This window comes from Longimicrobium sp. (assembly GCF_036388275.1).
GTDB lineage: Bacteria > Gemmatimonadota > Gemmatimonadetes > Longimicrobiales > Longimicrobiaceae > Longimicrobium.
On sequence record NZ_DASVSF010000032.1, the window covers coordinates 1 to 25,547 of the forward strand.

At 69.2% G+C, this 25,547-nt stretch carries 21 protein-coding genes and 3 tRNA genes; 10 read left to right on the top strand and 14 right to left on the bottom strand.

Features of this window, described 5'->3' with window-relative positions; all coding sequences use genetic code 11:
* Nucleotides 1-113: 113 nt before the first annotated feature.
* The 4 genes from VF632_RS08435 to VF632_RS08450 all read right to left on the bottom strand — a co-directional run bounded on the left by VF632_RS08435 (nt 114) and on the right by VF632_RS08450 (nt 1,678).
* Nucleotides 114-197: transfer RNA gene (locus VF632_RS08435), tRNA-Leu, on the bottom strand.
* Nucleotides 198-271: 74 nt separating this feature from the next.
* Nucleotides 272-345 (bottom strand) — tRNA-Arg (locus tag VF632_RS08440).
* A gap of 36 nt (nt 346-381) precedes the next feature.
* Nucleotides 382-454: transfer RNA gene (locus VF632_RS08445), tRNA-Lys, on the bottom strand.
* A 48-nt stretch (nt 455-502) separates the two neighbouring features.
* Nucleotides 503-1,678 (bottom strand): acyl-CoA dehydrogenase family protein, encoded by a 1,176-nt coding sequence (locus VF632_RS08450; protein ID WP_331022434.1) that lies wholly within the window; start codon nt 1,676-1,678, stop codon nt 503-505.
* 171 nt (nt 1,679-1,849) lie between these two features.
* On the opposite strand from VF632_RS08450, the gene VF632_RS08455 reads away from it, so the two are divergent.
* A complete protein-coding gene (locus VF632_RS08455) occupies nt 1,850-2,581 on the top strand; it encodes an HAD family hydrolase (RefSeq protein WP_331022435.1) in 732 nt (243 codons plus the stop codon).
* Nucleotides 2,582-2,713: 132 nt separating this feature from the next.
* A complete protein-coding gene (locus VF632_RS08460; RefSeq protein ID WP_331022436.1) occupies nt 2,714-3,376 on the top strand; it encodes a hypothetical protein in 663 nt (220 codons plus the stop codon).
* A gap of 92 nt (nt 3,377-3,468) precedes the next feature.
* On the opposite strand, the gene ychF is transcribed toward VF632_RS08460, so the two are convergent.
* The 10 genes from ychF to VF632_RS08510 all read right to left on the bottom strand — a co-directional run bounded on the left by ychF (nt 3,469) and on the right by VF632_RS08510 (nt 13,837).
* The gene (ychF, locus tag VF632_RS08465) at nt 3,469-4,569 is read right to left on the bottom strand and encodes a redox-regulated ATPase YchF (protein ID WP_331022437.1); all 1,101 of its coding nucleotides are present in this window, start codon (nt 4,567-4,569) and stop codon (nt 3,469-3,471) included.
* A 112-nt stretch (nt 4,570-4,681) separates the two neighbouring features.
* Nucleotides 4,682-5,416, bottom strand: coding sequence for a glycoside hydrolase family 25 protein (locus tag VF632_RS08470; protein WP_331022438.1), 735 nt, complete (start codon nt 5,414-5,416; stop codon nt 4,682-4,684).
* 74 nt (nt 5,417-5,490) lie between these two features.
* Complete coding sequence (locus VF632_RS08475; RefSeq protein WP_331022439.1) at nt 5,491-5,943, bottom strand: type II toxin-antitoxin system VapC family toxin; 453 nt, start codon at nt 5,941-5,943, stop codon at nt 5,491-5,493.
* Between the two features lie 8 nt (nt 5,944-5,951).
* Entirely contained in the window at nt 5,952-6,149 is a 198-nt protein-coding gene (locus VF632_RS08480) for a hypothetical protein (RefSeq protein WP_331022440.1), read from the bottom strand.
* 152 nt (nt 6,150-6,301) lie between these two features.
* Nucleotides 6,302-8,446: a sodium-translocating pyrophosphatase gene (locus VF632_RS08485; RefSeq protein WP_331022441.1), complete on the bottom strand. Its 2,145-nt coding sequence runs from the start codon at nt 8,444-8,446 to the stop codon at nt 6,302-6,304.
* Between the two features lie 88 nt (nt 8,447-8,534).
* A complete protein-coding gene (gene pth / locus VF632_RS08490; RefSeq protein WP_331022442.1) occupies nt 8,535-9,167 on the bottom strand; it encodes an aminoacyl-tRNA hydrolase in 633 nt (210 codons plus the stop codon).
* A gap of 6 nt (nt 9,168-9,173) precedes the next feature.
* Entirely contained in the window at nt 9,174-9,806 is a 633-nt protein-coding gene (locus VF632_RS08495) for a 50S ribosomal protein L25 (RefSeq protein ID WP_331022443.1), read from the bottom strand.
* Between the two features lie 76 nt (nt 9,807-9,882).
* On the bottom strand, nt 9,883-10,803 hold the full coding sequence (locus VF632_RS08500; RefSeq protein ID WP_331022444.1) for a ribose-phosphate pyrophosphokinase: 921 nt from the start codon (nt 10,801-10,803) through the stop codon (nt 9,883-9,885).
* 212 nt (nt 10,804-11,015) lie between these two features.
* A complete protein-coding gene (locus VF632_RS08505; RefSeq protein ID WP_331022445.1) occupies nt 11,016-12,494 on the bottom strand; it encodes a pitrilysin family protein in 1,479 nt (492 codons plus the stop codon).
* Complete coding sequence (locus VF632_RS08510) at nt 12,494-13,837, bottom strand: pitrilysin family protein (protein WP_331022446.1); 1,344 nt, start codon at nt 13,835-13,837, stop codon at nt 12,494-12,496. The genes VF632_RS08505 and VF632_RS08510 overlap by 1 nt, the downstream gene beginning before the upstream one ends.
* Before the next feature lie 745 nt (nt 13,838-14,582).
* Here VF632_RS08510 and VF632_RS08515 point away from each other — a divergent pair.
* The 8 genes from VF632_RS08515 to uvrA all read left to right on the top strand — a co-directional run bounded on the left by VF632_RS08515 (nt 14,583) and on the right by uvrA (nt 25,453).
* Nucleotides 14,583-15,713 (top strand): integrase core domain-containing protein, encoded by a 1,131-nt coding sequence (locus VF632_RS08515; RefSeq protein WP_331022447.1) that lies wholly within the window; start codon nt 14,583-14,585, stop codon nt 15,711-15,713.
* 557 nt (nt 15,714-16,270) lie between these two features.
* Nucleotides 16,271-17,689: a pyruvate kinase gene (pyk, locus tag VF632_RS08520; protein ID WP_331022448.1), complete on the top strand. Its 1,419-nt coding sequence runs from the start codon at nt 16,271-16,273 to the stop codon at nt 17,687-17,689.
* A 115-nt stretch (nt 17,690-17,804) separates the two neighbouring features.
* Entirely contained in the window at nt 17,805-18,581 is a 777-nt protein-coding gene (locus VF632_RS08525) for an MBL fold metallo-hydrolase (RefSeq protein WP_331022449.1), read from the top strand.
* A 359-nt stretch (nt 18,582-18,940) separates the two neighbouring features.
* Nucleotides 18,941-20,338, top strand: coding sequence for a glucose-6-phosphate isomerase (locus VF632_RS08530; protein WP_331022450.1), 1,398 nt, complete (start codon nt 18,941-18,943; stop codon nt 20,336-20,338).
* A 5-nt stretch (nt 20,339-20,343) separates the two neighbouring features.
* Nucleotides 20,344-21,297 (top strand): diacylglycerol kinase family protein, encoded by a 954-nt coding sequence (locus VF632_RS08535; protein WP_331022451.1) that lies wholly within the window; start codon nt 20,344-20,346, stop codon nt 21,295-21,297.
* A 368-nt stretch (nt 21,298-21,665) separates the two neighbouring features.
* Nucleotides 21,666-22,046, top strand: a complete 381-nt coding sequence (locus tag VF632_RS08540) for a type II toxin-antitoxin system RelE/ParE family toxin (protein WP_331022452.1) — start codon at nt 21,666-21,668, stop codon at nt 22,044-22,046.
* On the top strand, nt 22,043-22,423 hold the full coding sequence (locus VF632_RS08545) for a helix-turn-helix domain-containing protein (protein ID WP_331022453.1): 381 nt from the start codon (nt 22,043-22,045) through the stop codon (nt 22,421-22,423). The genes VF632_RS08540 and VF632_RS08545 overlap by 4 nt, the downstream gene beginning before the upstream one ends.
* 141 nt (nt 22,424-22,564) lie before the next feature.
* Nucleotides 22,565-25,453, top strand: coding sequence for an excinuclease ABC subunit UvrA (gene uvrA, locus VF632_RS08550; RefSeq protein ID WP_331022454.1), 2,889 nt, complete (start codon nt 22,565-22,567; stop codon nt 25,451-25,453).
* Nucleotides 25,454-25,547: the final 94 nt, after the last annotated feature.

The window sequence follows — 25,547 nt, forward strand, 5'->3', positions numbered from 1 at the left end:
CCAGGAGAGGACTCGAACCTCCACGCCGGTTAAGGCACCAGATCCTTAGTCTGGCCTGTCTACCAGTTTCAGCACCTGGGCAGAGAGAGCCGTGCGTTCCGTACCGCGGACAGTGCTCCCGAGAGGACTCGAACCTCCACGAGCTTGCGCCCACTAGATCCTGAATCTAGCGCGTCTACCAGTTCCGCCACAGGAGCGTACCAGTCCGCAGACGTTGTTCCGGCCTTCTCAAATCGTGGCGGCGTGACCGTGATGGCTCACGCCGCGAAGGTGCGCCCAGAGAGATTCGAACTCCCGACCTTCTGATCCGTAGTCAGACGCTCTATCCAGCTGAGCTATGGGCGCAGGGTACTTCTTGTCACTTCGCAGCCGGCGCAGCAGTGCACCGAGTAGGAATCGAACCTACAACCTTGGGATTAAGAGTCCCCTGCTCTGCCAGTTGAGCTATCGGTGCGTTCGCGACAGGAGGGATAATGTACCCCTCCGGCGCGGATTCGTCAAGTCAGTACGCCGCCAGGCCGGTGATGTCCTGGCCCAGGATCAGCGCGTGCACGTCGTCGGTGCCTTCGTACGTGTACACCGACTCCAGGTTGGCCATGTGGCGCATGGACTGGTACTCCACCAGGATGCCGTTGGCCCCCAGCAACCGCCGCGCCTCGCGCGCGATCTCGGTAGCCATGTCCACGTTGTTGCGCTTGGCCAGCGACACCTGCTCGGGACGCATGGTCCCGGCGTCCTTCATGGCACCCAGCCGCCAGCAGAGCAGCTGGGCCTTGGTGATCTCGGTGAGCATGTTGGCCAGGCGCACCTGCTGGATCTGCGTGGCGCCCAGCGGACGGCCGAACACCTCGCGGTTCTTCGCGTAGCTCACCGCCTCGTCGAAGCACGCCATGGCCGCGCCCACCGCGCCCCACGCGATGCCGTAGCGGGCCTGCGTCAGGCACATCAGTGGGCTCTTCAGGCCGCCCGACTTGGGGAGCAGGGCCGTGTCGGGCACGCGCACGTCCTGCAGCACCAGCTCCGACGTGTCCGAGGCCAGCAGCGACAGCTTGCCCTTCTGGTCCTTGGCACTGAAGCCGGGCGCGTCGGTGGGCACCACAAAGCCGCGAATGCTCTTGGCGTCGTCGCCCGTCTTGGCCCAGATGATGGCGATGTTGGCGGTAGACCCGTTGGTGATCCACATCTTGGCGCCGTTGATCACCCAGCCGTCGTCCGTCTTCCGGGCCCGGGTGATCATCCCCCCGGGGTTGCTGCCGAAGTCGGGCTCCGTCAGGCCGAAGCAGCCGATCACCTCGCCCGTGGCCATCCGCGGAAGGTACTCCTGCTTCTGCTCCTCGCTGCCGAACGCGTAGATGGGGTACATGCACAGCGCGCCCTGCACCGAGGCGAACGAGCGGATGCCGCTGTCGCCGCGCTCCAGCTCCTGCATGATCAGCCCGTACGAAACGTTGTCGAGCCCCGCGCAGCCGTACTCCTCCGGCAGGTTGGCGCCGAACACGCCCAGCTCGGCCATCCCGGGGATCAGCTCCTTGGGAAGGTAGCGGCCGACGTACGCGTCGTTGATCACCGGCATCAGGTGCTCGTCCACCCACTGCCGCACGGTGTCGCGGATCATCCGCTGCTCTTCGGTGAGCAGCTCGTCGATGCTGTAGAAATCTACGCCTTCAAACCTGGCCATCGGTCACGGCTGGGTTGGGGGATCGGGTCGGTGCGTCGGGCCCGGATGGAAACGGCGAAATGTAGAGGCCGCGTCCCCCCCGGGCAACCCGGCCCCCCGCCATCGCGCCCCGCCGTCCCTGCGCTCATATTGTCGCCCGTCCGGCGATCCGCACCCGCACCGAACCCGACCATGCCAGGCACGCGCACCCCCGCCTTCGACGTCGTCGCACTGGACGCGGACGACACGCTGTGGCACAACGAGCCCATCTTCACCGCCACCCAGGAGCGGTTCCGCGCGCTGCTCACCTCCTACCACGACGCGGCGTGGATCGACGAGCGCCTGTACGCTGCCGAAAAGCGCAACCTGCAGCACTTCGGATACGGGGTGAAAGGCTTCGTGCTGTCGATGATCGAAACGGCGATCGAATTGACGGAGGGGCGCATCGCCGGCAACGAGGTGCAGCGCATCATCGACATGGGGCGGGAGATGCTGACGGCGCCCGTAGAGCTTCTGGACGGGGTGGCCGAGACGGTGGAGGCGCTGGCGGAGAACCATCGCCTGATGCTGCTGACCAAGGGCGACCTGTTCGACCAGGAGGCCAAGCTGGCCCGCTCCGGCCTGGGCGACCGCTTTTCAGCGATCGAGATCGTCTCGGAAAAGGACGCGCGCACCTACGCCGGTGTGATCGCGCGGCACCGCATCGACCCGTCGCGGTTCGTGATGGTGGGCAACTCGCTGAAGTCCGACGTGCTCCCCGTGCTGCAGGCGGGCGGCGCGGCGGTGCACATCCCCTACGCCATCACCTGGATCCACGAGCAGGTGCCCGACGAGGCGCTGCACGGCCAGGAGTTCGCGCGGCTGGAAAGCATCCGCCAGCTCCCCGGCTGGCTCGCGGGCGGCGGTTCGGGCCATGGCTCTTGAACGAGGGCGGAAACAGATGCATAATGTCTCCCGCGCCGGTTCCCCCAATCTCCCTGCGCGCGAGCAGGCTGGCTGACCCGTCCCCACGCGTCTGAGCGGCCGCCACCAACGCACCGCACCCCACGTTCACCCATGCGAATCATTACCACCTGCTTTTCCGCGGCGCTGCTTCTCGCCGCGAACGCGGTCCACGCGCAGACCCGTACCCGGACGATCGAGTACGGCGGCGGTATGGACCTGATCACCAGCGCCATCAACCCCATCGCCGCCGACAGCGCGGGCGTGGGCCACCGCGCCTTCGGGCTGCAGATCAGCGGAAGCATCATCGCCTACCGGATGTTGAGCCTGAGCGCCGAGGGCGGCATCGTCGGCATGAGCGACGAGGCGGCGTTCACCCAGGAAACGAACCAGGGGGAAAAGACCTCCGGCGTTGCGGGGGGCATCGGCACGCTCTCCGCCGGCGTGCGCACGCCCCCGCTTTCGATGGGCGGGGCGAAGCCCGTCGTGCTGACGGCGGGGGTGAACGCGGGGCACAGCTTCCTTCACGTGACCCGCACGATCACCAACTGCGCCGACTGCCACGGCGAAGACGTAAGCCTCCGCGCAGGGAGCTTCTGGGAACCCGTGGTGACGCTCGGCCTGGGGTCCGGGGCCGGCGCGGTCAGCGCGCGCTACCGCACCTACCTGGGCGGTTCGGACTTCGACGACGCGCTGATGGTGGGCGTCTCCGTCGTGCCCTCGCGCCGCAAGCCCGCCGCGAGCCCGCCGTCGGCCGAGAGCCCGCCCGCGCGCTGACGGGCACCAGGCGCCGCCTGGAACAGCAGGGAAATGAGCGAAGCCCCGGCGGACGCGTGGTCCGCCGGGGCTTCGTTTTTGGGCTGATGGAATCACACGTTGAAGCGGAAGAGCAGGATGTCGCCGTCCTGCACCACGTACTCCTTGCCTTCGGACCGCATCAGCCCCTTGTCGCGGGCGGCCTTCACCGAGCCCATCTTTTCGAAGTCGCCCCAGCCCACCGTTTCGGCGCGGATGAAGCCGCGCTCGAAGTCGCTGTGAATGACGCCCGCGGCCTGCGGGGCGCGCGCGCCGACCGGGATCTCCCAGGCGCGCACTTCCTTTTCGCCCGCGGTGAAGTACACCTGCAGCCCCAGCAGCCGGTAGCCCACGCGGATCAGCGTGTGAAGGCCGGGCTCGTCCAGCCCCAGCGAGGCCAGGAATTCCTGGCGCTCCTCGGGGGGAAGCTCGGCCAGCTCGCTCTCGATCTTGCTGGAGATGGGGATGATCTCCGCCCGCTCGCCGCTGGCTTCCACCGAGCTGCGCAGGGCGCGGACGTGCTCGTTGTCGCCCTCGGGCAGGTCGTCCTCGGCCACGTTGGCCAGGTACAGCACCGGCTTGCTGGTGAGCAGGTTGTACGAGCGAAGGATCTTCTGCTCGTCGTCGTTCGCGTCCACCACCCGCGCAGGCTGGCCCTCGCCGAGGGCGGTGTTCAGGCGCTCCAGTAGGCCCAGCTCGGCCTGGGCGTCGCGGTCGTTGCCGCGGGCCGCCTTGCGCGCCTTCTCGAGCCGCTTCTCCACCACGCCCAGGTCGGCCAGCGCCAGCTCCAGGTTGATGACCTCGCGGTCGCGCACGGGGTCTACCCCGCCCATCACGTGCACCACGTCGGGATCGTCGAAGCAGCGCACCACGTGCACGATGGCGTCGGTTTCGCGGATGTTGGCCAGGAACTGGTTGCCCAGCCCCTCGCCCTCCGAGGCGCCCTTCACCAGCCCGGCGATGTCGACGAACTGCACCGTGGCGCGCAGCACCCGCTGCGGCTGCACCTTTTCGGCGAGCAGGTCCACGCGCGGGTCCGGCACCTCTACCATGCCCACGTTGGGCTCGACGGTGCAGAACGGGTAGTTGGCGGCGTCGGCGCCGGCGGCCGTCAGCGCATTGAACAGCGTGGACTTGCCCACGTTGGGCAGCCCCACGATTCCCAGCTTCAGCATATTGGAAACGCAGTCGGATTCATCCCAAACGAACAGGCCGGGCCTCAGATCTGAGAGCCCGGCCGAGCGCTGAACGTACACCCATCGGCGGGTGCCGTCAACCCGCGGACCGTCAGCGGTCCACGGGAATCGCTCCGGTGGCGGCGAAGGTCCGCAGCTGGTCGCGGGTGCCGTTGAACCAGTTCTGGTCCACGTTCGCGTCGATCCCCGCCACGCGCCCCTCGTCCGTGTGCTGCCAGAAGGTCCAGTCCCGCCATCCCGTCGGAAGGTTCGGTTCGGCTACCCCGTAGTGCGCCACCCACAGCGGGTACTCGCTCAACGCCGCGCCCACGCTGGGCGTCCAGAAGCTGGCGCGCGTGTAGATGATGGGCCGGCGTCCCGTCGCGCGCTCCACCGTCTCCAGCCAGGTCCGTACGCCGCGCGCGATGGAATCCGGCGACGCGCCGTCCGTCACCTCCACGTCCAGCACAGGCGGCAGGTCGCCCGCGGCGAGCGGCACCGTGCGCAGGAAGTGCTCGGCCTGCTTGGTGGCGCTGGTCTGCGGACGGTAGAAGTGGTAGGCGCCGCGCAGCACGCCGGCCTGCCTGGCCGCGGACCAGTTCGCGGCGAACCGCGGGTCGGTGAAGTCGCCGCCCTCGGTGGCCTTGATGAACGCGAATTCGACCTCGTCACCCGCGACGGCGTTCCAGTCGATGGCGCCCTGCCAGCGCGAGACGTCGATCCCGCGCACCCGGTCGTCTTCCGGAGCCGGGCCCGTCGGCAGGTCTCCGCACGCGGCAGCGGTGACGGCGAGCAGAACCACCGCCCCTTGAACGACGCGGCCGATGGGATTGAAGCGGATCTTCATGTGGTGCAATCACTTGGGAGTGGATGTCTCCCCGGTACCCGTTCCCACGGGCCAGGGTCCACTTCCCGGAATCATCACGCGGCCAGTTCGATCACCTCCAGCCCCTCGGCCCGCGCCGCCCTGCACTGCTCCACATCACCGCTGACGAAGATCACCGGTGGCTCGACCCCGAGCGCCGTCGCGACGTGCACTGCGTCGGGCGCGCGCAGTTCGCGGCGTTCCACGATCCTTGCGGCGGAGTGCACGTATTCCGACGCGGGGACCACGAGCAACGGCGTGCCGCTGGTGAGGTCGTCCCACACCTGGGGAACGGCGCGTCGGAACGCCGCCGGGCTGAACCCTCGGCGCGCGGCGGTACGGCTGCGGACGATCTGCTTGAGTGCCGCAATGGTTTCTGGCAGGGCAAGATCGTACACGATCACCTCCGTTGAAGCCGCCGGCGCTACGGCACCGCGCATCATGTCGCGCACAGTCGTGGAATCGGCCTCGACCACGTACAGCTTCGCGAGCGCGGACGTGTCGAGCACGTACCGCCTCACCATCGCGCCGTCCTCCGCAGCCTGATCACTGCCTGGCTCGCGGTTTCGCCCTCTACCTCCATCGGCTCGGGCAGGGTCCAGTTGGGATCCACCGTCGGCAGCTTCACCGTCAGTCCACGCGCAGCCATCTGGGCTTGGAACTGCAGCCACTCCGGCGGGTGCGGCGCGGGCGGTGTCTTCGGCTCTTCGTTCACGTTCGCGTCTCCGTCCGAGGTTCGCCTGCAATATAAAAGCGAACACCCCTAACATCCAATAACGGAACCCGCCACGAGTGCGACGGGTTTTTCGGGACACAGAAAGCCCCCGGACGAAGCTCGTCCGGGGGCGCTGTATCGATCGGATTCACTCAGCCGAGCAAGGCCGCCGCGAGCCGGGAAACGAACGCCACCGCCTCTTCCACCGGCTCGGGCCCGCCCTTGCCCTCGTTGATGGGCAGGCTGAGCAGCCAGGGGACGATGGCGAGCGAGATCAGGCTCATCAGCTTGATCAGGATGTTCATCGACGGCCCCGCCGTGTCCTTGAACGCATCGCCGATGCTGTCGCCCACCACGGCGGCCAGGTGCTCGCGGCTGCCGCGCCCCCCCGGCGCCGTGTGGATCATCTGGCGCGCGTTGTCCCAGGCGCTTCCCGCGTTGGACATGAACAGCGCCAGCAGCACGCCCGTCAGCGTCGCCCCCGCCAGCATCCCGCCCAGCGCCTCCACCCCCAGGAGCGAGCCCATCAACACCGGCGCGGCGACGGCCACCACGCCGGGGACCACCATCCCGCGCAGCGCCATGCGCGTCGCCAGGTCCACGCACGCCACACTGTCGGGGGGCACGGTGCCTTCCATGATGGCGGGCGTGTCGGTGAACTGCCGCCGCACCTCGGCGATCATGGCGCGGGCCGCGGTGGAGACGGAGGTGATGGTGAGCGCCGCGACCGCGAAGGGAACCGCGCCCCCCACCAGGAACCCGATCACCACGATGGGATCGATCAGGTTGATCCCCTCCAGCCCCACCCACGAGGCGTACGCCGCATAGAGCGCGATGGACGTCAGCGCCGCGGAGGAGATGGCGAACGAGTTGATGATGGCGCTCTGCTGCTTGCCCGCGGTGTGCAGCGCGTCCGTCACCCGGCGCGCGTCGGGCCCCAGGTGCCCCAGCTGCACGATGCCGCCCGCGTTGTCGGCGATGGGCGAAAAGGCGTGCACCGTCATGGTGATGCCCACCGTCGCGAGCATGCCGATGGCCGCGACCGCGATGCCGTACAGCCCCGACAGGGCGTACGACACCCCGATGGCCGCGCAGATGGTCAGCAGCACCGGGACGGACGACTGCAGGCCGGCGGAGATGCCCGCCAGCACGTTGGCCGCCGGGCCCATGCTCGATGCCTGGGCGATCAGCCGCGAGGCGCGCGGGCCGGTGAAGAACGCCGTGATGCCGCCCACCAGCACGCCGGCCAGGGTGCCGGCCAGCAGCGCCCAGTACGGCCCCAGGAAGCTGTACACGCGCCCCGACGCCTCGTCGGCCAGGTCGAAGGGGAGCAGGTAGACGATGGGAAACATCGCCAGCAGGAAGAGCGCGGCGGCCGCCAGTTGCACGTTGCGCAGCGTCTCCGCCGGCGTGCCCCGGTCCAGCAGGCGCAGCAGGTACACCGCGGCGATGGACACCAGCAGCCCCACGCCGATGGCGAACAGCGGGAGCGACACGGCGGAGATGCGGTTCTCGTAGCCGGTCAGCGTGCGCTCCGTCATTCCCACCGCGATGGCGGCGATCACGGCGGCCACGGTCGATTCGAACAGGTCCGACGCCATCCCCGCCGTGCCCCCCGCGCAGTCGCCCACCAGGTCGGCGATGGTGGCGGGGTTGCGGGGGTCGTCCTCGGGGATGTCGGCCTCGACCTTGCCCACCAGGTCGGCGCCGATGTCGGCCGAGGTCTTGAAGATGCCGCCGCCCATCCGCGCGAACAGCGCGATGCTGCCGGCCCCTATGGCGAAGGCGGGAACGATCTCGCCGTACTCGCGGAACCGCACCTCCTCGAACACGCCGGGAAGGCGAATGCCCAGCAGGAACATCAGCCCCGCGCCCAGCATGCACAGCGAGGCCACGGCCAGCCCCGCCACCGCGCCGCCGGAAAAGGCGGTCCGCAGCGCGGCGGACTGCCCGGGATAGCGGGCGCTTTCGGCGGTGCGTACGTTCGCGCGGACGGCGGCGAACAGCCCGCCCATCGCCGCGGCCATGGCGCAGACCGCCCCGCCCACGAAGGCGCCGGCGCTGCGGTACCCCATCGCCAGGAAGAGCAGGAGGGCGGCGGCACCCACGAAGGCCGCCATCACCACGCCGATGCGGCGGGCGAAGGCCAGCGCCCCGGCCTGGATCTGCGCGGCCAGGCCCCGCATGACCTCGTTGCCCGGGGGCAGCTTGCGCAGCTGGTCCCAGATTACCCAGGTGAAGCCCAGGCCCAGGAGACCCAGGACCCACAGCCAGTCGGTAAGAATCGTCGGGTTCACGGCCGGCCCTTTGAGGCAGGAGGTATGCCGGAACTGCAAAACCGCGCCGGAAAGGAGGGGGTCCGGCGCGGTACAGGTGCAGCGGTGCCTAGCGGTTGTAGCGGTCCATCACGACCTCGATGCCGTCGCGCATCCACGTCTCCACGGCCTCGGCCAGCTCCGGGAGCCGCTCGTCCACCAGCTTGCGGTCGCCCCGGGGCATGGACGAGAGCACCCAGTCCGCCAGGTCGGCGCCGGGGGGCTTGGTCCCCACGCCGATGCGCAGGCGCGGGTAGTCCTTGGTACCCAGCGCCTGCTCGATGGACTTGAGCCCGTTGTGGCCGCCCGCGCTTCCCGAGGGGCGAAACCGCACGCGGCCGGGCTCCAGCGCCACGTCGTCCACCAGCACCAGCAGGTCCTTGCCCAGGTCCAGCGCGCCCATCCGCTTGAGCGGAACGAGCACCGAGCCGCTGCGGTTCATGTAGGTCAGCGGCTTGATCAGCCGCACCTGGAACGGCTCTACCCGGGTGGTGGCGACGGCCTGGTTCTTTTCCGCGCGGAACTTCGGGACGCCCCAGCGCTGGGCCAGGACGTCCAGAAGCCACCATCCCGCGTTGTGGCGGGTGTTGTCGTACTCGCGGCCGGGGTTTCCCAGCCCCACGATCACCTTGGCCCCGGCCACCGCCGCCTCCTCCTCCCGTTCGGCAACGCCCGCCAGCAGCGCCCGCAGGCGCTCCAGCACGGGTGCCTACTCCTCGTCGTCCTTGCCGCCCGTCTTCACCAGCGCCGGCTCGGTGGGCTCGGCGTCGGTCTCCACGCCCTCGTTGCGCGACGCGCCCACGATGGAGGCGATGGGAAGCTCCACGTCGTTCAGCACCTTGTAGCTGCCGGCCGGCACCTGGCCCACGCGCACGGACTCGCCGATGTGAAGGCCGCTGACGTCGATTTCCACCACGTCGGGGATGGCGTTGGGAAGGCACTCGATTTCCAGGTCGTACAGCACCTGGTCAAGGATGCCGCCGTCGGTGTGCACGCCCACGGGCTTGCCCGTCAGGCGCACCGGCACCTTCACGTGCACCTTTTCGCCCGCGTGCACGTGGAAGAAGTCCACGTGAAGCACCTCGGGCTTGTACGGGTGCATCTGCACGTCGCGAAGCAGCACGTCCTGCGTGCCTTCGCCATCCAGCTGCAGGGTGATGATGGTGTTGGGGCCCACGGCCGCCATCATCAGCTCCAGCTGGTGGGCGTCGACCGCGAGCGAGCGGGGCGTGTCGCCGTGGCCGTACAGCACGGCGGGAACCTGCCCGGCCGAGCGCAGCTTGCGCGCGACGCCCTTGCCGGCGCCGCTGCGGAGCGTGGCGCTGAGTGTGGTCTTGGCCATCCGGAACCTCCTTGCGATGAAAGTCACACGGCGAGCGTCCGGGGCCCGTACGGCCCGGCCCGCGCACCGCCTGGTGCTACTCGAACAACGAGCTGACCGACTCGTTGATGTGGGTGAAGCGGATCGCCTGCCCCACCAGCTCTCCCACGGAGAGCACGGTAAGGCCGGGGAACCGCTTCTCCTGGGGAACGGGCACCGTGTTGGTGACCACGATCTCCTTGAACGGCGCGTTCGCCAGCCGCTCCACCGCCGGGCCCGAAAGCAGGGCGTGGGTGGCGCAGGCGTACACGTCGTTGGCGCCGCGCTCCTTGAGCGCGCGCGCCGCCTCGGCCATGGTGCCGGCCGTGTCGATCATGTCGTCGGAAAGGAGGCAGTCCTTGCCCTCCACCTCGCCGATGACGTTCATCACCTCGGCCACGTTGGCGGCCGGGCGGCGCTTGTCGATGATGCCCATGGTGGCGTCGAGCCGCTTGGCGAACCCGCGCGCCATCTTGGCCGAGCCCACGTCGGGCGATACCACCACCAGGTTGGTCAGCTGCTTCTCGCGGAAGTACCGCGTGAAGACGGGCGCCGCGTACAGGTGGTCCACCGGCACGTCGAAGAAGCCCTGGATCTGGTGCTGATGGAAATCCACCGACAGCACGCGGTCGGCGCCGGCGCTGACGAGCATGTTGGCCACCAGCTTGGCGCCGATGGCCACCCGCGGCTGGTCCTTGCGGTCCTGCCGCGCGTAGCCGAAGTAGGGCATCACGGCTGTCACCCGGGCGGCCGAGGCGCGCTTGACCGCGTCGATCAGCAGCAGCATCTCCATGATGCTGTCGGCCGGCGCGGTGGTGCTCTGGATGATGAAGATGTCGCGTCCGCGGACGTTTTCGTCGATGCGGACGAAGATTTCTCCGTCGGCGAAGCGCTGGATGGTCACCGCCCCCAGCGGCACGTCGACGACCTGCGCGATCTCTTCGGCGAGCGGGAGGTTGGCCGTGCCAGCCAGCAGCATGGGCCCTCCGCTCGCGAACGCTTCCGGCATTTCCTGACTTGGGTTTGGGTTGCGTGCGGCGGGTAGAATAGCCGCGCGGGGCCCGACGCGAAAGCCCCGGCGAGCGTTCGCGACGCGCGCCGGGGCGTGGGGAAGTGCGTGAGTGCGTGGAGTGCGTGAGTGCGTGAGTGGTGTTTCTTCCGCACTCCCGCACTGACGCACTCACGCGTCCGTCATCGCACGAACTCCGTCACCTCGCGGATCTCCACCGGGCCCAGGTTGGCGGCGCGGATGCCGGCCTCCACCTTGGAGCGGTCGCCCACGATGACGACCACCGACTGCTCCGGCCGCACGTACTGGTTGGCCACCCGCCGCAGGTCCGCCGCGGTCACCGCCATCACCCGCTGCACGTAGGTGTCGAAGAACGACGCGTCCAGCCCGTACGTCTCCAACGTGGCAAGCTGGCCCGCCACGTCCTGCGTGGTTTCCAGCTGGTCGGGGAGGCGCAGGGCCACGAAGGCCTTGGCCTTGTCCAGGTCGGCCTCGCTCACGTCCTCGGCGCGGATGCGGCCCAGCTCGCGGAAGAACTCCACGAGCGAGCTGTCGGTGGCGTTGGTCTGCACGCCGGCCCGCGCGGTGAAGGGGCCCTCGCCGCGCAGCATCTGGTAGCCGCTGCTGGCGCCGTACGACCAGCCGTGCGTTTCGCGCAGGTTGGTGTTCAGGCGGCTGGTGAACGAGCCGCCCAGCAGCGTGTTCATCACCAGCAGCGCGTAGTAGTCGGGCGTGCTGCGGGCCACGCCCGGGTGCCCGATGCGGATTTCGGACTGCGCCGCGCCCGGCTTGTCGATCAGGTAGATGGTGGTGCGCCCGATCCGCGGCGCGGTGGGCGGCGAGGACGCCACGGCCGTGCCCTGCGCGCGCCATGCGCCGAACGCCTGCTCCACCAGCGGCTGCATCTGCGCCGGGTCTACGTCGCCCACCAGGATCAGCGTGCTGGCTTCGGGCCGGAAGCGCTGGCCGTGGAAGGCGGACACGGCCTGCCGCGTCAGGGCCTGCGTGGCACTCGCCGTGGGATAGCGGCCGTAGGGGTGCCCGGAGCCGTACACCAGCCCCGAGAACGCGTAGTTGGCGATGGTGCCCGCCTCGTCGCGGGCGCGGGCCAGCTGCGTCAGCCGCTCCTGCTTCAATCGGTCGACCTCGCGCTGGGGAAGGTCGGGACGCGTCACCACGTCGGCCATCAGCCGCAGCGCCTGCGGAAAGTTCTGCCGCAGCACGTACAGGTTGGCCTGGGCGGCATCGACCCCGGCGCCGGTGCTGAGGTTGGCGCCCAGCAGTTCCAGCGCGTCGGCCAGCTCCAGCGACGACCGGCCGCCGGCGCCCTCGTCGAGCATGTTGGCGGTGAACGACGCCAGCCCCGGCGTGGCGGCGGGCTCGTCGGCGCTACCGGCGCCGCGCGTGACCATCACCGCGCTGATCACGGGCAGCTCGGCCTGGCGCACGTAGACGACGTTCAGGCCGTTGCCCAGGCGCATGCGCACCGGGTCCGGCAAATCCACCCGGGGCGCGGCACCGGGCCGGGGGGCGGTGCGCGGAAACTCCTGCGCCGTCGTGACGGGGGCCGGCACCGGCCCGGCTTCAGGGGCCGGGACGGCGGCGGGGGTGCAGGCCGCCAGGGCCGCGCCCGCCGCGGCGATCGCGATGGTACGGTTCATCACTGGTTCTCCTCGGCGGCCAGCGCCGTCTTGCCCTGGGGCACGAAGCTGATCACCACGCGGTTGCGCCCGGCCAGGTACTGCTGCGCCGCCCGCTGGATGTCGGCGGGGGTGAGGGCGCGGTAGCGCGCCAGGTCTTCCTCGGCGTGGTCGGGCTCGCCGGCGTAGTACAGGTAGTCGTTCAGCCGGTCGGCCTTCCCTTCCACCGTTTCCAGCGCGCTCACGAAGCCGGTGACCAGCGTGTTCACCACGCGGTCCAGCTCCTCGCGCGAGGGCGGCGTCTGCGCCAGGCGCGCCACCTCTTCGTTCACCGCCGCCTCGATGCGGTCCAGGTCCACGTCGGGCTTGGCGCGGATGCGGATCCACAGGTCGCCCGACAGCAGGTTGGCCTCGTGGAAGGCCGCGGTGAAGGCGGCCACCTGCTCGTCGTACACCAGCCGCTTGTGCAGCCGCGCGCTCTTGCCCTGCGTGAGCACCGCCGCCAGCACGTTCACCGCGGCCTCGTCGGCCGAAAAGCGGGGGCCGGTGCGCCACACCATGCTCAGCTCGGGAAGGGTCACCCGGTCTTCGCGCGTGGTGTAGACGGTGGAGGCCAGCGAAGGCACGGGAATCTGCGGGCGCTGCACGTCGCCGCCCCGCGGGATGCCCGCGAAGTAGCGTGTGACCCACTGGCGCACCTGGTCGGTGTTCACGTCGCCCACGATGGCGATGGTGGCGTTGTTGGGCGCGTAGTAGGTGCGGAAGAACTCGGAAACGTCCTCCACCTGCGCGGCGTCCAGGTCGGCCATGGAGCCGATGGTGGTCCACGAGTACGGGTGGCCGGCCGGGTACAGCAGCGACGAGGCCGTTTCCCACAGCATGCCGTACGGCTGGTTCTCGTAGCTCTGCCGGCGCTCGTTCTGCACCACGCCGCGCTGCCCCGAAAGCTTGGTGGGCGACATGGCGTCGAGCAGGCCGCCCATGCGGTCGGCCTCCAGCCACAGGGCCAGCTCCACCGCGTTGGAGGGCATCACCTCGTAGTAGTTGGTGCGGTCGGTGGTGGTGCTGCCGTTGTTCCGGGCGCCGGCCGCTTCCAGCAGGTTGTCGAAGTCGCCCTCGGGCACGTAGCGCGAGCCCTCGAACATCACGTGCTCGAAGAGGTGGGCGAACCCGGTGCGGCCCGGCTTTTCGTAGCCGCTGCCCACGTGGTACCACACGTTCACCGCCACCACCGGCGTGGAGTGGTCTTCCGCCACCACGACGCGCAGCCCGTTGGGGAGCGAGAACATCGTGTGCGGGATGCTGACCTGCTGCGCCGCGGCGGGGGCCGCGAGCAGGCTTGCCAACAGGACGATCCGTTTCATCAAGCGGCCTTCCGGATGGGAGTTGCGAATGCGGTATGATACCGCCCGCCGGGGACCCTGAAAAGAGCACATGCTAAAATATTCGCCCCCCGGTGAAGGGCAATGCTTTCGGGTGACGGGGAGGATGCGAAGCGTGGGCCTCGGCTGCCGTGGGGCCCTCACCCGACCGCGCTGACACGCGTGCCACCCTCTCCCACAAACAGCGTGGGAGAGGGTGTACACACCAGAGTTGAGGCATGAGCGGGCAGGTCCGGTGCTCGGGCCGGCGCCCCCCATCCCCAACCCTTCCCCCGCAAACAGCCGCGGGGGAAGGGAGCCAGTCGAGTGCGTCACCGAAGCTGATGGCGCGCAACAGCCTGTCATCCTGAGGCCCAGGCGCGCCGAACCGGCCCGCAGCACACCCGTCGCGGGCCGAAGGATCTAACGGCGGATGGGTACGAGCCAGGGCGCGGCAGCGGTCACCATGGCCGAGGCCGCACCCCCAGCCGACGGTTGAGACCGCAGCTGGCATTCACGAAGTCCGCCTGCGCGGACTGCCCGCGTGGTGAGGTGCGCCATGCCCGCCGAAGCGCAAGCGAATTCTCCCCTCTCCCGCTTGCGGGAGAGGGGCCGGGGGAGAGGGCAGCCGCGGGTACAGGAGTGGTAGATTGTTTACAGTTTAGACCGGGAGGATCGTTGACAGTTTGCGATGGTAACGAGCATGGCCTCGACACGGAGATGAGCCATGCCGCAACCGACACGACCTGTGAACGATCGTCTGAAATTCGTAGCCGCCCAGCAGGATGGACTGTACTCGATGGCCGAGCTATGCCGCCGGTACGGGATCAGCCGGCAAACCGGCTACAAGTGGGTGCGGCGGTACGAGGCGCATGGTGTGGAGGGCCTGACGGAAGGCAGCCACGTCCCGCATACCTGCCCTCATCGGACGGCCTCCGACTTTGCGGACGCCCTGATCGAGGCGCGCACGACACACCCGACCTGGGGGCCACGCAAGATTCTGCCGTGGCTGCTTCGGAAGCGCCCCGAGTTGGAAGGCGCGTTGCCGGCGGCAAGCACCGTCGGGGACCTGTTTCGCCGCAGTGGACTGGTGGAGCCGCGGCGCAGACGGCGCAGCTCGGTTCGCGAGCCCGTGGGACCGATTCGGGCGAGCGCGGCCAATGAGATGTGGGCGGCGGACTACAAGGGCCAGTTCCGCACGCGCGACGGCGTGGAGTGCTATCCGCTGACGATTACCGATGCGTATTCCCGCGCGCTGCTGACGTGTGACGCACTGCTCTCGGTACGCTTCAGTGAAGCCCAGCCTAGCTACGAACGGTGTTTTCGGGAGAATGGGCTGCCGGTAACGATCCGCACGGACAATGGGCCACCCTTCGCCTCGGCGACGCTCTTCGGCCTGACGCGCCTGAACGTGTGGTGGACCAAGCTGGGGATCGAGCACGAACGGATCGATCCCGGGCGGCCGGACCAGAACGGCTCTCACGAGAGGATGCACCGTACGCTGAAAGCGGAGACAACGAGGCCGCCTGGAGAGCACCAGGTGGGGCAGCAGGGCATCTTCGATCATTTCCGCTGGGAGTTCGTACACGAACGCCCGCACGAAGCACTTGGGCAACAGACACCGGCATCGCTCTACACCGCCTCAGCGCGTGCGATGCCCGAGTGCCTGCCGAAGCCCGAGTACGAGTTGCACTGCGAGGTGAGGCACGTGAGGCAGGCCGGCATGATCAAGTTCAAGGGCCGGCAGATCTTCCTCACCCAGGCGCTGGTCCACGAAGCCGTGGCGCTGGAAGAAGTCGACGACGGCGTGTGGTCGATCTACTTCTACCGGCGTCTTCTGGGTAGACTGAACGAGAGAACCTGGAAGATCTCCGGCTGACGCCGGACTCCCAAGGGATATGACAAAGTGTCAACAATCCTGTCGGTCTAAACTGTCAACGATCCTCCCGGTTGCTCAGCGGCATGCGCCGGCCTCGTTCGAAACGCCCCGACTTCGTGGCCTCTGCACCGGTGACCGCTGCCGCGCCCGGGCTGTTACGTGCCCCACGCTAGATCCTTCGCCCCGCGAGGTCGGGCGTGCGGGCTGGTTCGGTGCGCCTGGGGCTCAGGATGGCAAGTCGTGGTGCGGCCCAGGAGTCGTGGTGCGTCACAAGGAGTTCGGGTGCGCACCGGGCTGGCTCCCTTCCCCCGCGCAGTTTGCGGGGGAAGGGCTGGGGATGGGGGGCACCGCTGCCCGCGCCCGGCTCGATCGAAGCGCATCGACGTCCTCCACACCCCCTCGACCATCCCATTTGGCACGAATCCTACCGATTTCCCCGCCCTGCCCTTGCGCGCGCGGACGGCGGCGGCATGTTGTCCCGCTCACCCCGGCGGTGGGGGGCCTGCGGTCCGGTCCTTGCCCGCCGCCGGAGGAGCGCACAACCCGACGGAACGCCGATGCAAAGACGTACCAAGATCGTTTGCACGCTGGGCCCCGCCTCGTGGTCGCCCGAGCGCATCGCGGCGCTCGTCGACGCCGGGATGGACGTGGCCCGGATCAATTTTTCGCACGGCGAGCTGGACCGCCACGCCGAAACCATCGCCAACGTCCGCGCGTGCTCGCGCGAAAAGGGCCGCCCCATCGCCATCCTGGGCGACCTGCAGGGCCCCAAGATCCGCGTAGGCGTGCTTCCCGAGCCCGTGGTGCTCAAGACGGGCGACCGCGTGGTCTTTGCCCCCGAGGGCGAGCACCAGGAGGGCGAGCTTCCCACCACCTTCCACCAGCTGGCGAACGACGTGGAGGTGGGCGAGGTGGTGCTGCTGGCCGACGGTTTGATGGAGCTGATCGTCGAGGAGGTGCAGGCGCCGCGGGTGACCATGCGCGTGATCCACGGCGGCGAGCTGACCAGCAACAAGGGGATCAACCTTCCCAACACGCTGGTGAGCATCCCCTCGCTGACGGAAAAGGACCTCCGCGACCTGGACTTCGCGCTGGAGCAGAAGCTGGACTACCTGGCCCTTTCGTTCGTCCGTTCGGCCGAGGACGTGAAGGACCTGGTCAGCCGCATTCCGCCCGGCGGGCCGCTGGTGGTGGTGAAGGTGGAAAAGGGGATGGCGCTGGAGAACCTGTCGGCCATCCTGGAGTCGTCGGCGGCGGCGATGGTGGCGCGCGGCGACCTGGGGGTGGAGCTGCCCTTCGAGCGGGTGCCGCTGGCGCAGAAGCGGATGATCCAGATGGCGAACGGCGCCAGCCGGCCGGTGATCACGGCCACGCAGATGCTGGAGTCGATGATCGAGAACCCGCGCCCCACCCGCGCCGAGGCGTCGGACGTGGCCAACGCCATCATCGACGGCACCGACGCGCTGATGCTTTCGGCCGAGACGGCGACGGGCAAGTTTCCCGTCGCCGCGGTGCAGGCCATGGTGCGCATCGCCCAGGAGATCGAGGACTCGCACATCCTGGAAACGGGGCCGCACTACGACATCCCCATCGACCCGGGGGTGGACGGCACCACGCCCACGGAACGCGCCATCGCCGGCGCCACGGTAGAGGCGGTCCGCCGGCTGAAGGCGCCGCTGATCCTTACCTTCACCAGCAGTGGCTCCACGGCCCGCGTCGTTTCTTCGTTCCGGCCGCCGGTGCCCATCCTGGCCATCACCGGAAACCCGCAGACGTACCAGCAGCTCGCGCTGGTGTGGGGAGTGGTCCCGGTGGTCTGCTCTCGCGAAGCGACCTACGCCGAGATGATGGAGTGCGGCCGCGAGGAGGCGGTCAGGCGCGGCTTGGCGAAGCCCGGCGACCGCATCGTGGTTACGGCCGGCCTGCCGATGCACAAGGCGGGGACCACGAACCTGCTGCAGGTGGTGGTGATATGAGGGAGTGCGTGAGTGCGTCAGTGCGTGAGTGCGCCAGTGTGCATGCCGCCGCGCGGGCGCGCGAAGCGAGTGCCGTTCACTCCCGCACTCACGCACCCCGCACTCACGCACTTTCGTGAAGCTGCGGTTCCTGGGGACCGGCACCAGCTTCGGGGTGCCGGTGATCGGGTGCGACTGCGGAACGTGCACGTCGGCGGACCCGCGCGACCGGCGGACGCGGCACGGCGCGCTGGTGACGGAGGGCGGGCGGCGGCTGCTGGTGGATACGCCGCCGGAGCTGCGGCTGCAGCTGGTGGCGGCCGGCGTGCCGATGGTGGACGCCATCTGGTTCACGCACTGCCACGCGGACCACGTGCACGGCCTGGACGACGTGCGCGTGTTCTCGCAGCGCGGGCGCGGAGCCGTCGAAGTGTTCGCGGGGGGCGAGTGCGTGGCGACGCTGGAGGAGCGCTTCGCCTACATCTTCGACCATCGCGTCCGCCCGCTGGAGGGCACCTCCAAGCCCGAGGCCACGCTGACGGCGGTGCGCGCGTACGAGCCCGTTTCCGTCGCCGGGTTCGACGTGCTGCCGGTGCCGGTGCCGCACGGGCCGCTGCAGGTGTACGGCCTTCGCATCGGCGCGCTGGGGTACATCACCGACGGCAAGAGCCTGCCGCCGCGCACGCTGGACGCGCTGCGCGGTGTGCGAGTGCTCGTGCTGAACGCCCTCTGGTTCGGCAGCCCGCACCCCACGCACTTCAGCGTGGAAGAAGCAGTGGCCGCCGCGCGCGAGGTGGGCGCCGAGCGCACGTACCTGACGCACATGAGCCACCGCGTCTCGCACGCCGAGCTGGAGGCGCGCCTGCCCGAAGGCATCTTCGCGGCTTACGACGGTCTCGAGGTGGAAATATAGAGGCTGCCGCGAAGCCAGGACGCGCCACGGCATTCCGGATGGAACGGCAGCAGGTAGTCCACGAAGGTGGACTTCGTGTGCCTGTTGCAGCGAATTCATTCGCCCGTGGAGGCCTGGATCGGCACGGCAGGTCTCACACGGAGGGCACGGAGGGCACGGAGAGAGGAAGGGGAGCCTGGGCTTCGGCGCGGCGTCCACTACGGCGCTCGGCGCGAGGTGTGTGGCGGATCCTTCAGTCGCTGCGGGATTCGGCGCGAGGATGGGTTCGGCGTGGCCGCTCCTTCAGGATGACATCCCAGGGCACTTTGGCACTTTCGCACTCACGCACTCACGCACTTTCCCACTCACGCACTGTCGTCATGATCTCGCTCGACTACAACAACATGCTCTCCACCCGGCTGGGCGGCCGCGGGATCGATCCGGCCCGGCTGGAGGCGATGGCCGGGCGCTTCCGCGACGCCCACGCCGATACGGTCAGCCGCCGCGATTCCGGTGAGATGGGCTTCTTCGCCCTTCCAGACGGCGGCGAGACGGTCAGCGAGATCCAGCGCTTTGCCGAGGGCGCCGGGCAGGCGTTCAGCAACCTCGTCGTGCTCGGCATCGGCGGGTCGGCGCTGGGGACCACGGCGCTGCGGACCGCGCTGCTCCACCCGCTGTGGAACGAGCTGGACGACGAGGCGCGCGAGTTCTTTCCCCGCCTGCACGTGCTGGACAACGTCGATCCCGCCACGTTCAGCGCGTTCCTGGACCACGTGGACCTGCGGCGCACGCTCTTCAACGTGGTGTCGAAGAGCGGCGGCACGGCCGAGACGATGAGCCAGTACCTGATCATCCGCGAGCGCCTGCAGGCCGAACTGGGCGACGGGTACCGCCGGCACCTGCTCTTTACGACGGACCCGGAGAAGGGCGTGCTGCGCGCGCTGGCCCGCGAGGAAGAGATCGCCACGCTGCCGGTTCCCTCCAACGTGGGCGGGCGGTTCAGCGTGCTTTCCGCCGTGGGGCTGCTTCCGGCGGCCATGGCGGGGATCGACATCGCCGCGCTGCTGGAAGGGGCGCGGGAGATGGCGAAGCGGTGCGAGAGCAACGACCTGCGGACCAATCCCGCGGGGATGTTCGCCGCGCTGCAGTACCTGGCCGCTACGGAATACGGCGCTCCCATCCACGTGATGATGCCCTACTCCGACCGGCTTCGCGACGTGGCCGACTGGTTCCGGCAGCTGTGGGCCGAAAGCCTGGGCAAGCAGCACACCCGCGACGGCACCGAGGTGTTCGCCGGGCCCACCCCCGTCAAGTCGCTGGGCGCCACCGACCAGCACTCGCAGGTGCAGCTGTACATGGAGGGGCCGTTCGACAAGACCATCACCTTTTTGGCCGAGCGCGACTTCGAGAAGGACGTGCAGATCCCGTTTGCCTACCCCCACCACGGCGAGCTCGCGTACCTGGGCGGCCACAGCATGGGCGAGCTTCTGCGCACGGAGATGCTGGCGACGGAGGCGGCGCTGGCGCAGCGCGGGCGGATGAGCATGACCATCGAGGTGCCGCGGGTAGACGCGCACGCCATCGGCGGGTTGTTCATGATGCTGCAGATCGCCACGGTGTACGCCGGCCATTTCTACGGCGTGGACCCGCTGGACCAGCCGGGCGTGGAGCTCGGCAAGCAGCTGACCTACGGCATCATGGGCCGGCCGGGGTTCGAGGAGCAGCGCGCCGAGTGGGAGGGCCGCGCGGCCAAGGACGACGCCTTCGTGCTCCGCTGACCCGCGTGAGCGACCAGCCCATCCAGCACACGGCGTCGCCGCCCGCCATCGTTCCCGGCTCGCGGACGATGATCGTGATCAACCCCGCGGCGGGGCAGCTGGACACGGAGCGCGCCCTTCGCCTGCTGGCCGGCGCCTTCGCCGTCCGCGGCGCCAGCTTCGACGTGGTGCACACGCAGGCCGCGGGCGACGCCGAGCGTGCCGCGCGCGAAGCGGCCAGCCACGGCTACCGCGCCGTTGTCGCCGTGGGCGGCGACGGAACCGTGGCCGAGGTGATCACGGGGCTGGCCGGAACGTCCGTGCCGCTGGGGATCATCCCCAAGGGCACGGCCAACCAGGTGGCGTGCAACCTGGGCATTCCCGGCGACATCGAGGGGGCCGTGGACGTGGCGGTGAACGGCGTGGTGGCGCCCATCGACCTGGGGCAGCTGGGCGACGGCCGCTACTTCGCGCTTGCCGCCGGCGCGGGGTGGGACGCGGCCGTGATCTCCGCCGCCACGCGCGAGCTCAAGGACCGCTGGGGCTTCGGCGCGTACGTGTTCGCCGCGCTCAAGGCCGGCATCACGCCGCCTGTCGCACGCTACCGCATCACCGCCGACGGGGTGGAGACGGAGGTGGACGCGGCCATGGTGCTGCTGGCCAACATGGGCCAGTTCGTCGCCAAGCCGTTCCCCTCCGTCGAGGTGCACGTGGGCCCCGCGGTATCGTACCAGGACGGCATGCTGGACGTGTGCATCTTCGCGCCCCGCTCCCTGTCCGACGTGGCCGCCGTGCTGTGGCGCGTCGCCAGCCGCCAGTACCTGGGCGACGAACGGCTGATCTATCTGAAGGCGGCAGAGATCACCCTCGAATCCGATCCGCCGGTAATCACCGAGTTCGACGGCGAAGTCATCGGCCACACCCCCCTCACCGCCCGCTCCGTCCCCGGCGGCGTCACCGTCCTCGTCCCGCGGACCTGACGGATCTCCGCCCCGCACAAAGCCCTACCACACACCAAGGCCTGTCATCCTGAGGCCCAGGCGCACCGCACTCGCCCGCACGCCGTACCTCGCGGGCCGAAGGATCCAGCCGCGACCACGTACCAGCCTGGGCGCGGCAGCGGTCACCGAACCGAGGCCCCGGCTGCCGTGGGCCCTCACCCGTCCGCGCTGACACGCGTCCACCCTCTCCCATAAACAGCTTGGGCGGACCCCAGTCGCGTGCACCCGGGTCGAAGCACACTATACGCAACTCTGGACAATCGGAACGGTCGTGATCAGATTGCACTCTCTGTTCACGTTTACGGTGTGCACACCGTTGACCGATATCCTAGTTTTCGTATATTCCAATGGAGACGCCGCCACTCAAGCCGCTGTACTGGATCGGTTCGGCGAAGGCCGACCTGCGCAGCTTCCTGAAGGCAGTCACAACTGTCATCGGCGCCGCGCTCCACGAGGCGCAACTCGGTGGAAAACACGACGATGCCAAGCCGCTGAAGGGCTTTGGCGGGGCAAGCGTGCTGGAGATCCTGGACGATTACGGCGGAGACACGTACCGCGCCGTTTATACGGTCCGGTTCGGAGGCGCGGTATACGTGCTCCACGCGTTCCAGAAGAAGAGCAAACGCGGGATCGCCACATCTCAGAGAGACGTCGAGTTGATCAAGAGCCGGCTCGCAGCCGCCCGCCGGCTTCACGACCAGCTGTTCCCCAATCGGGAGAAAGCATGATGACGGACGAATCCGATGCGCCGGTGGAATACACGCCCAGTTCAGGCAACGTGTTCGCGGATCTGGATCTGCCGGATTCGGACGAGTTGCTGGCAAAATCCGAACTCGTCCATCACATCGTTTCGCTGATCCGGCGGCGGAAGCTCACGCAAAAAGACGCGGCGGTGCTGCTGGAAACTACCCAGCCGACCGTGTCGGACCTCGTGCGGCGGCGGCTGGACCGGTTCTCTCTCGAGCGGCTTTTCGGATTTCTGAACCGCCTGGACCGGGATGTTCAGATCGTCATCCGGCCGAAGCGGCGCAGCCAGCGAGCGGCGGCGATCACCGTCCGCACCGAGGCACGGCCGGAAAGCACCGGAAAGGCCGCCGCGGCGTGACGATCCATCGAGAGGGGCGGGCCGGCGTTGGCTCGCCCCGTCCATCTACGGTAGCGCCGCAGCCGAGCGCGGCAACCGGATTCATCCGCGGCCCGCACCCCGAGAGTTGAAGGGAATGCGCCCGGGCGGTAACTTGTCTGGATGGCAGAAGAAAACCTGATCGTCCGCGGTGCGCGCGAGCACAACCTCCAGAACGTCGACGTCGAGATCCCCCGCGACAAGCTGACCGTGATCACGGGCTTGAGCGGGAGCGGCAAGTCGTCGCTGGCCTTCGACACCATCTACGCCGAGGGGCAGCGGCGCTACGTGGAGTCGCTGTCGGCCTACGCCCGGCAGTTCCTGGGCATGATGGAAAAGCCCGACGTCGACTCCATCGAGGGGCTCTCCCCCGCCATCTCCATCGAGCAGAAGACCGCCGGCCGGAACCCCCGCTCCACGGTGGGCACCGTCACCGAGGTGTACGACTACCTGCGGCTGCTGTGGGCGCGCGCGGGCACCCCCCACTGCCCCAGCTGCGGCAAGCCCGTCGCCCGGCAGAGCGCCACGCAGATCGTGGAGCGGCTGGTGGAGCTTCCCGAGGGCACCTGGCTGGAGGTGCTGGCCCCCGTGGTGCGCGGCCGCAAGGGCGAGTTCCGCGACCTGTTCGAAGAGATGCGGCGCAAGGGGTTCACCCACGGCCGCACCGACGGCGAGGTGCACCGGCTGGAGGAGCCCCCCGTGCTCAACCGCCGCGCCAACCACGACATCTCCATCTTCGTGGAGCGCAAGGTGGCGGTGGAGCCCGACAACCGCGGGCGCATCGCCGACGCCGTGGAGCAGGCGCTGCGCGCGGCGGAAGGCGTCGTTCAGGTGGTGGCCCACACGCCCGGCGCGGTAGACCCGCAGCCGGAGCTGTTCAGCGAGCACTACGCCTGCGCCGAGTGCGGCATCAACATCCCCGAGCTGGAGCCGCGCCAGTTCTCCTTCAACTCGCCCTACGGCGCCTGCCCCGCGTGCGGCGGGCTGGGCACCCGCAAGGAGCCCAACCCCGACCTGGTGCTGGCCGACAAGTCGCTGTCCATCCTGGAAGGCGTGGTGCTCCCCTGGGGGGTGCCGCGCGGGCACCTTCGCGGCACCATTCTCGAGGGGCTGGCCGGGGCCATGGGCTTCGACCTGAACGCCCCCTGGCAGGAGCTGCCCGACGAGGTGCGCCGGGTGCTGATGTTCGGGGTGGACGGCAAGGCGGGGCCGGCCGCGAAGGCGGGGCCCGGGGCGAAGGGCGCCGCGCCCAAGAAGATCAAGTGGGCCGGCATCATCCGCGACGTCGAGCAGCGCTACCAGGACAGCACCAGCGACTCCGTGCGCGAAACGCTGGAAGAGTACATGAGCACCCTCCCCTGCGGCACCTGCCACGGCGCGCGGCTGCGGCCGGAAAGCCTGGCCGTCACCGTGGGCGGCCGGTCGATGGGCGACGTGGTGGGGCGCCCCGTCTCCGAGGCGCTGGAGTTCTTCGACGAGGTGGATGCGCTGCCGCACCTGCAGCGCGACATCGCCGGGCCCATCCTCAAGGAGGTGCGCGAGCGCCTTTCGTTCCTGGTGAACGTGGGGCTGGAGTACCTGACGCTGGGCCGCTCGGCCGAGACGCTTTCGGGCGGCGAGGCGCAGCGCATTCGCCTGGCCACGCAGATCGGCTCGCGGCTGGTGGGCGTGCTCTACATCCTGGACGAGCCCTCCATCGGCCTGCACCAGCGCGACAACGAGCGGCTGCTGGAAACGCTCAAGGCGCTGCGCGACCTGGGGAACACCGTGCTGGTGGTGGAGCACGACGAGGAAACCATCCGCGCCGCCGACTACGTGCTGGACCTGGGCCCCCGCGCGGGGCGGCACGGCGGGCGGGTGGTGGCCAAGGGCACGGTGGACGACATCACCGCCGCCCCCGAGTCGCTGACCGGCGCCTACCTGCGCGGCGAGCGGCGCATCGAGATCCCCGCCGAGCGGCGCCAGCCCGCGCCGGGGCGCGAGCTGCTGATCCGCGGCGCGCGCGAGCACAACCTGCGCGGGCTGGACGTGCGCATTCCCCTGGGCTGCTTCGTGGCGGTGACGGGGGTGTCGGGATCGGGCAAGTCCACGCTGATCAACGACATCCTGTGGAACGTGCTGGGCCGCCGCTTCTATCGCGCCAAGTCGGTGGCGGGCCTTCACGACGGCATCGACGGGCTGGAGCTGCTGGACAAGGTGGTGGACATCGACCAGTCGCCCATCGGCCGCACGCCGCGCAGCAATCCGGCGACGTACACGGGGCTGTTCACCGTCATCCGCGACCTGTTCGCCGAGCTTCCCGAAAGCAAGATGCGCGGCTACACGCCGGGGCGCTTCTCGTTCAACGTCAAGGGCGGGCGGTGCGAGGCGTGCCAGGGCGACGGGCTGGTGAAGATCGAGATGCACTTCCTTCCCGACGTGTACGTGCCCTGCGAGGTGTGCCGGGGCAAGCGGTACAACCGGGAGACGCTGGAGGTGTTCTACAAGGGCCACTCCATCGCCGACGTGCTGGAGCTTACGGTGGACGAAGGGCTGGAGGTGTTCGAGGCCGTCCCCCGGCTGCGCCGCCAGCTGCAGACGCTTTCGGACGTGGGGCTGGGGTACATTCACCTGGGGCAGGCCGCGACCACGCTTTCGGGCGGCGAGGCGCAGCGGGTGAAGCTGGCAACCGAGCTTTCCAAGCTGGCCACGGGGCAGACCTTCTACATCCTGGACGAGCCCACGACGGGGCTTCACTTCGAGGACGTACGGATGCTGCTGCAGGTGCTTCACCGGCTGGTAGAGCGCGGCAACACGGTGCTGGTGATCGAGCACAACCTGGACGTCATCAAGACGGCCGACTGGGTGATCGACCTGGGCCCCGAGGGCGGCCCCCGCGGCGGCGAGATCGTGGCCGCCGGCCCGCCCGAGGTGGTGGCGGGGGAGCCGCGCTCGTACACGGGCCAGTTCCTGTCCACGATGCTGAAGCCCGCGCCAGCCAAGCGTGGACGCAAGAAACTGAAGACAGCGTAACCGCGGTCTCACACAGAGACACGGAGGCACAGAGATGAAGACGTTCGCGCTCTCCGTCGCCGGGGTCGTGGCGGTCTTCTACCTGGCGGCCGGC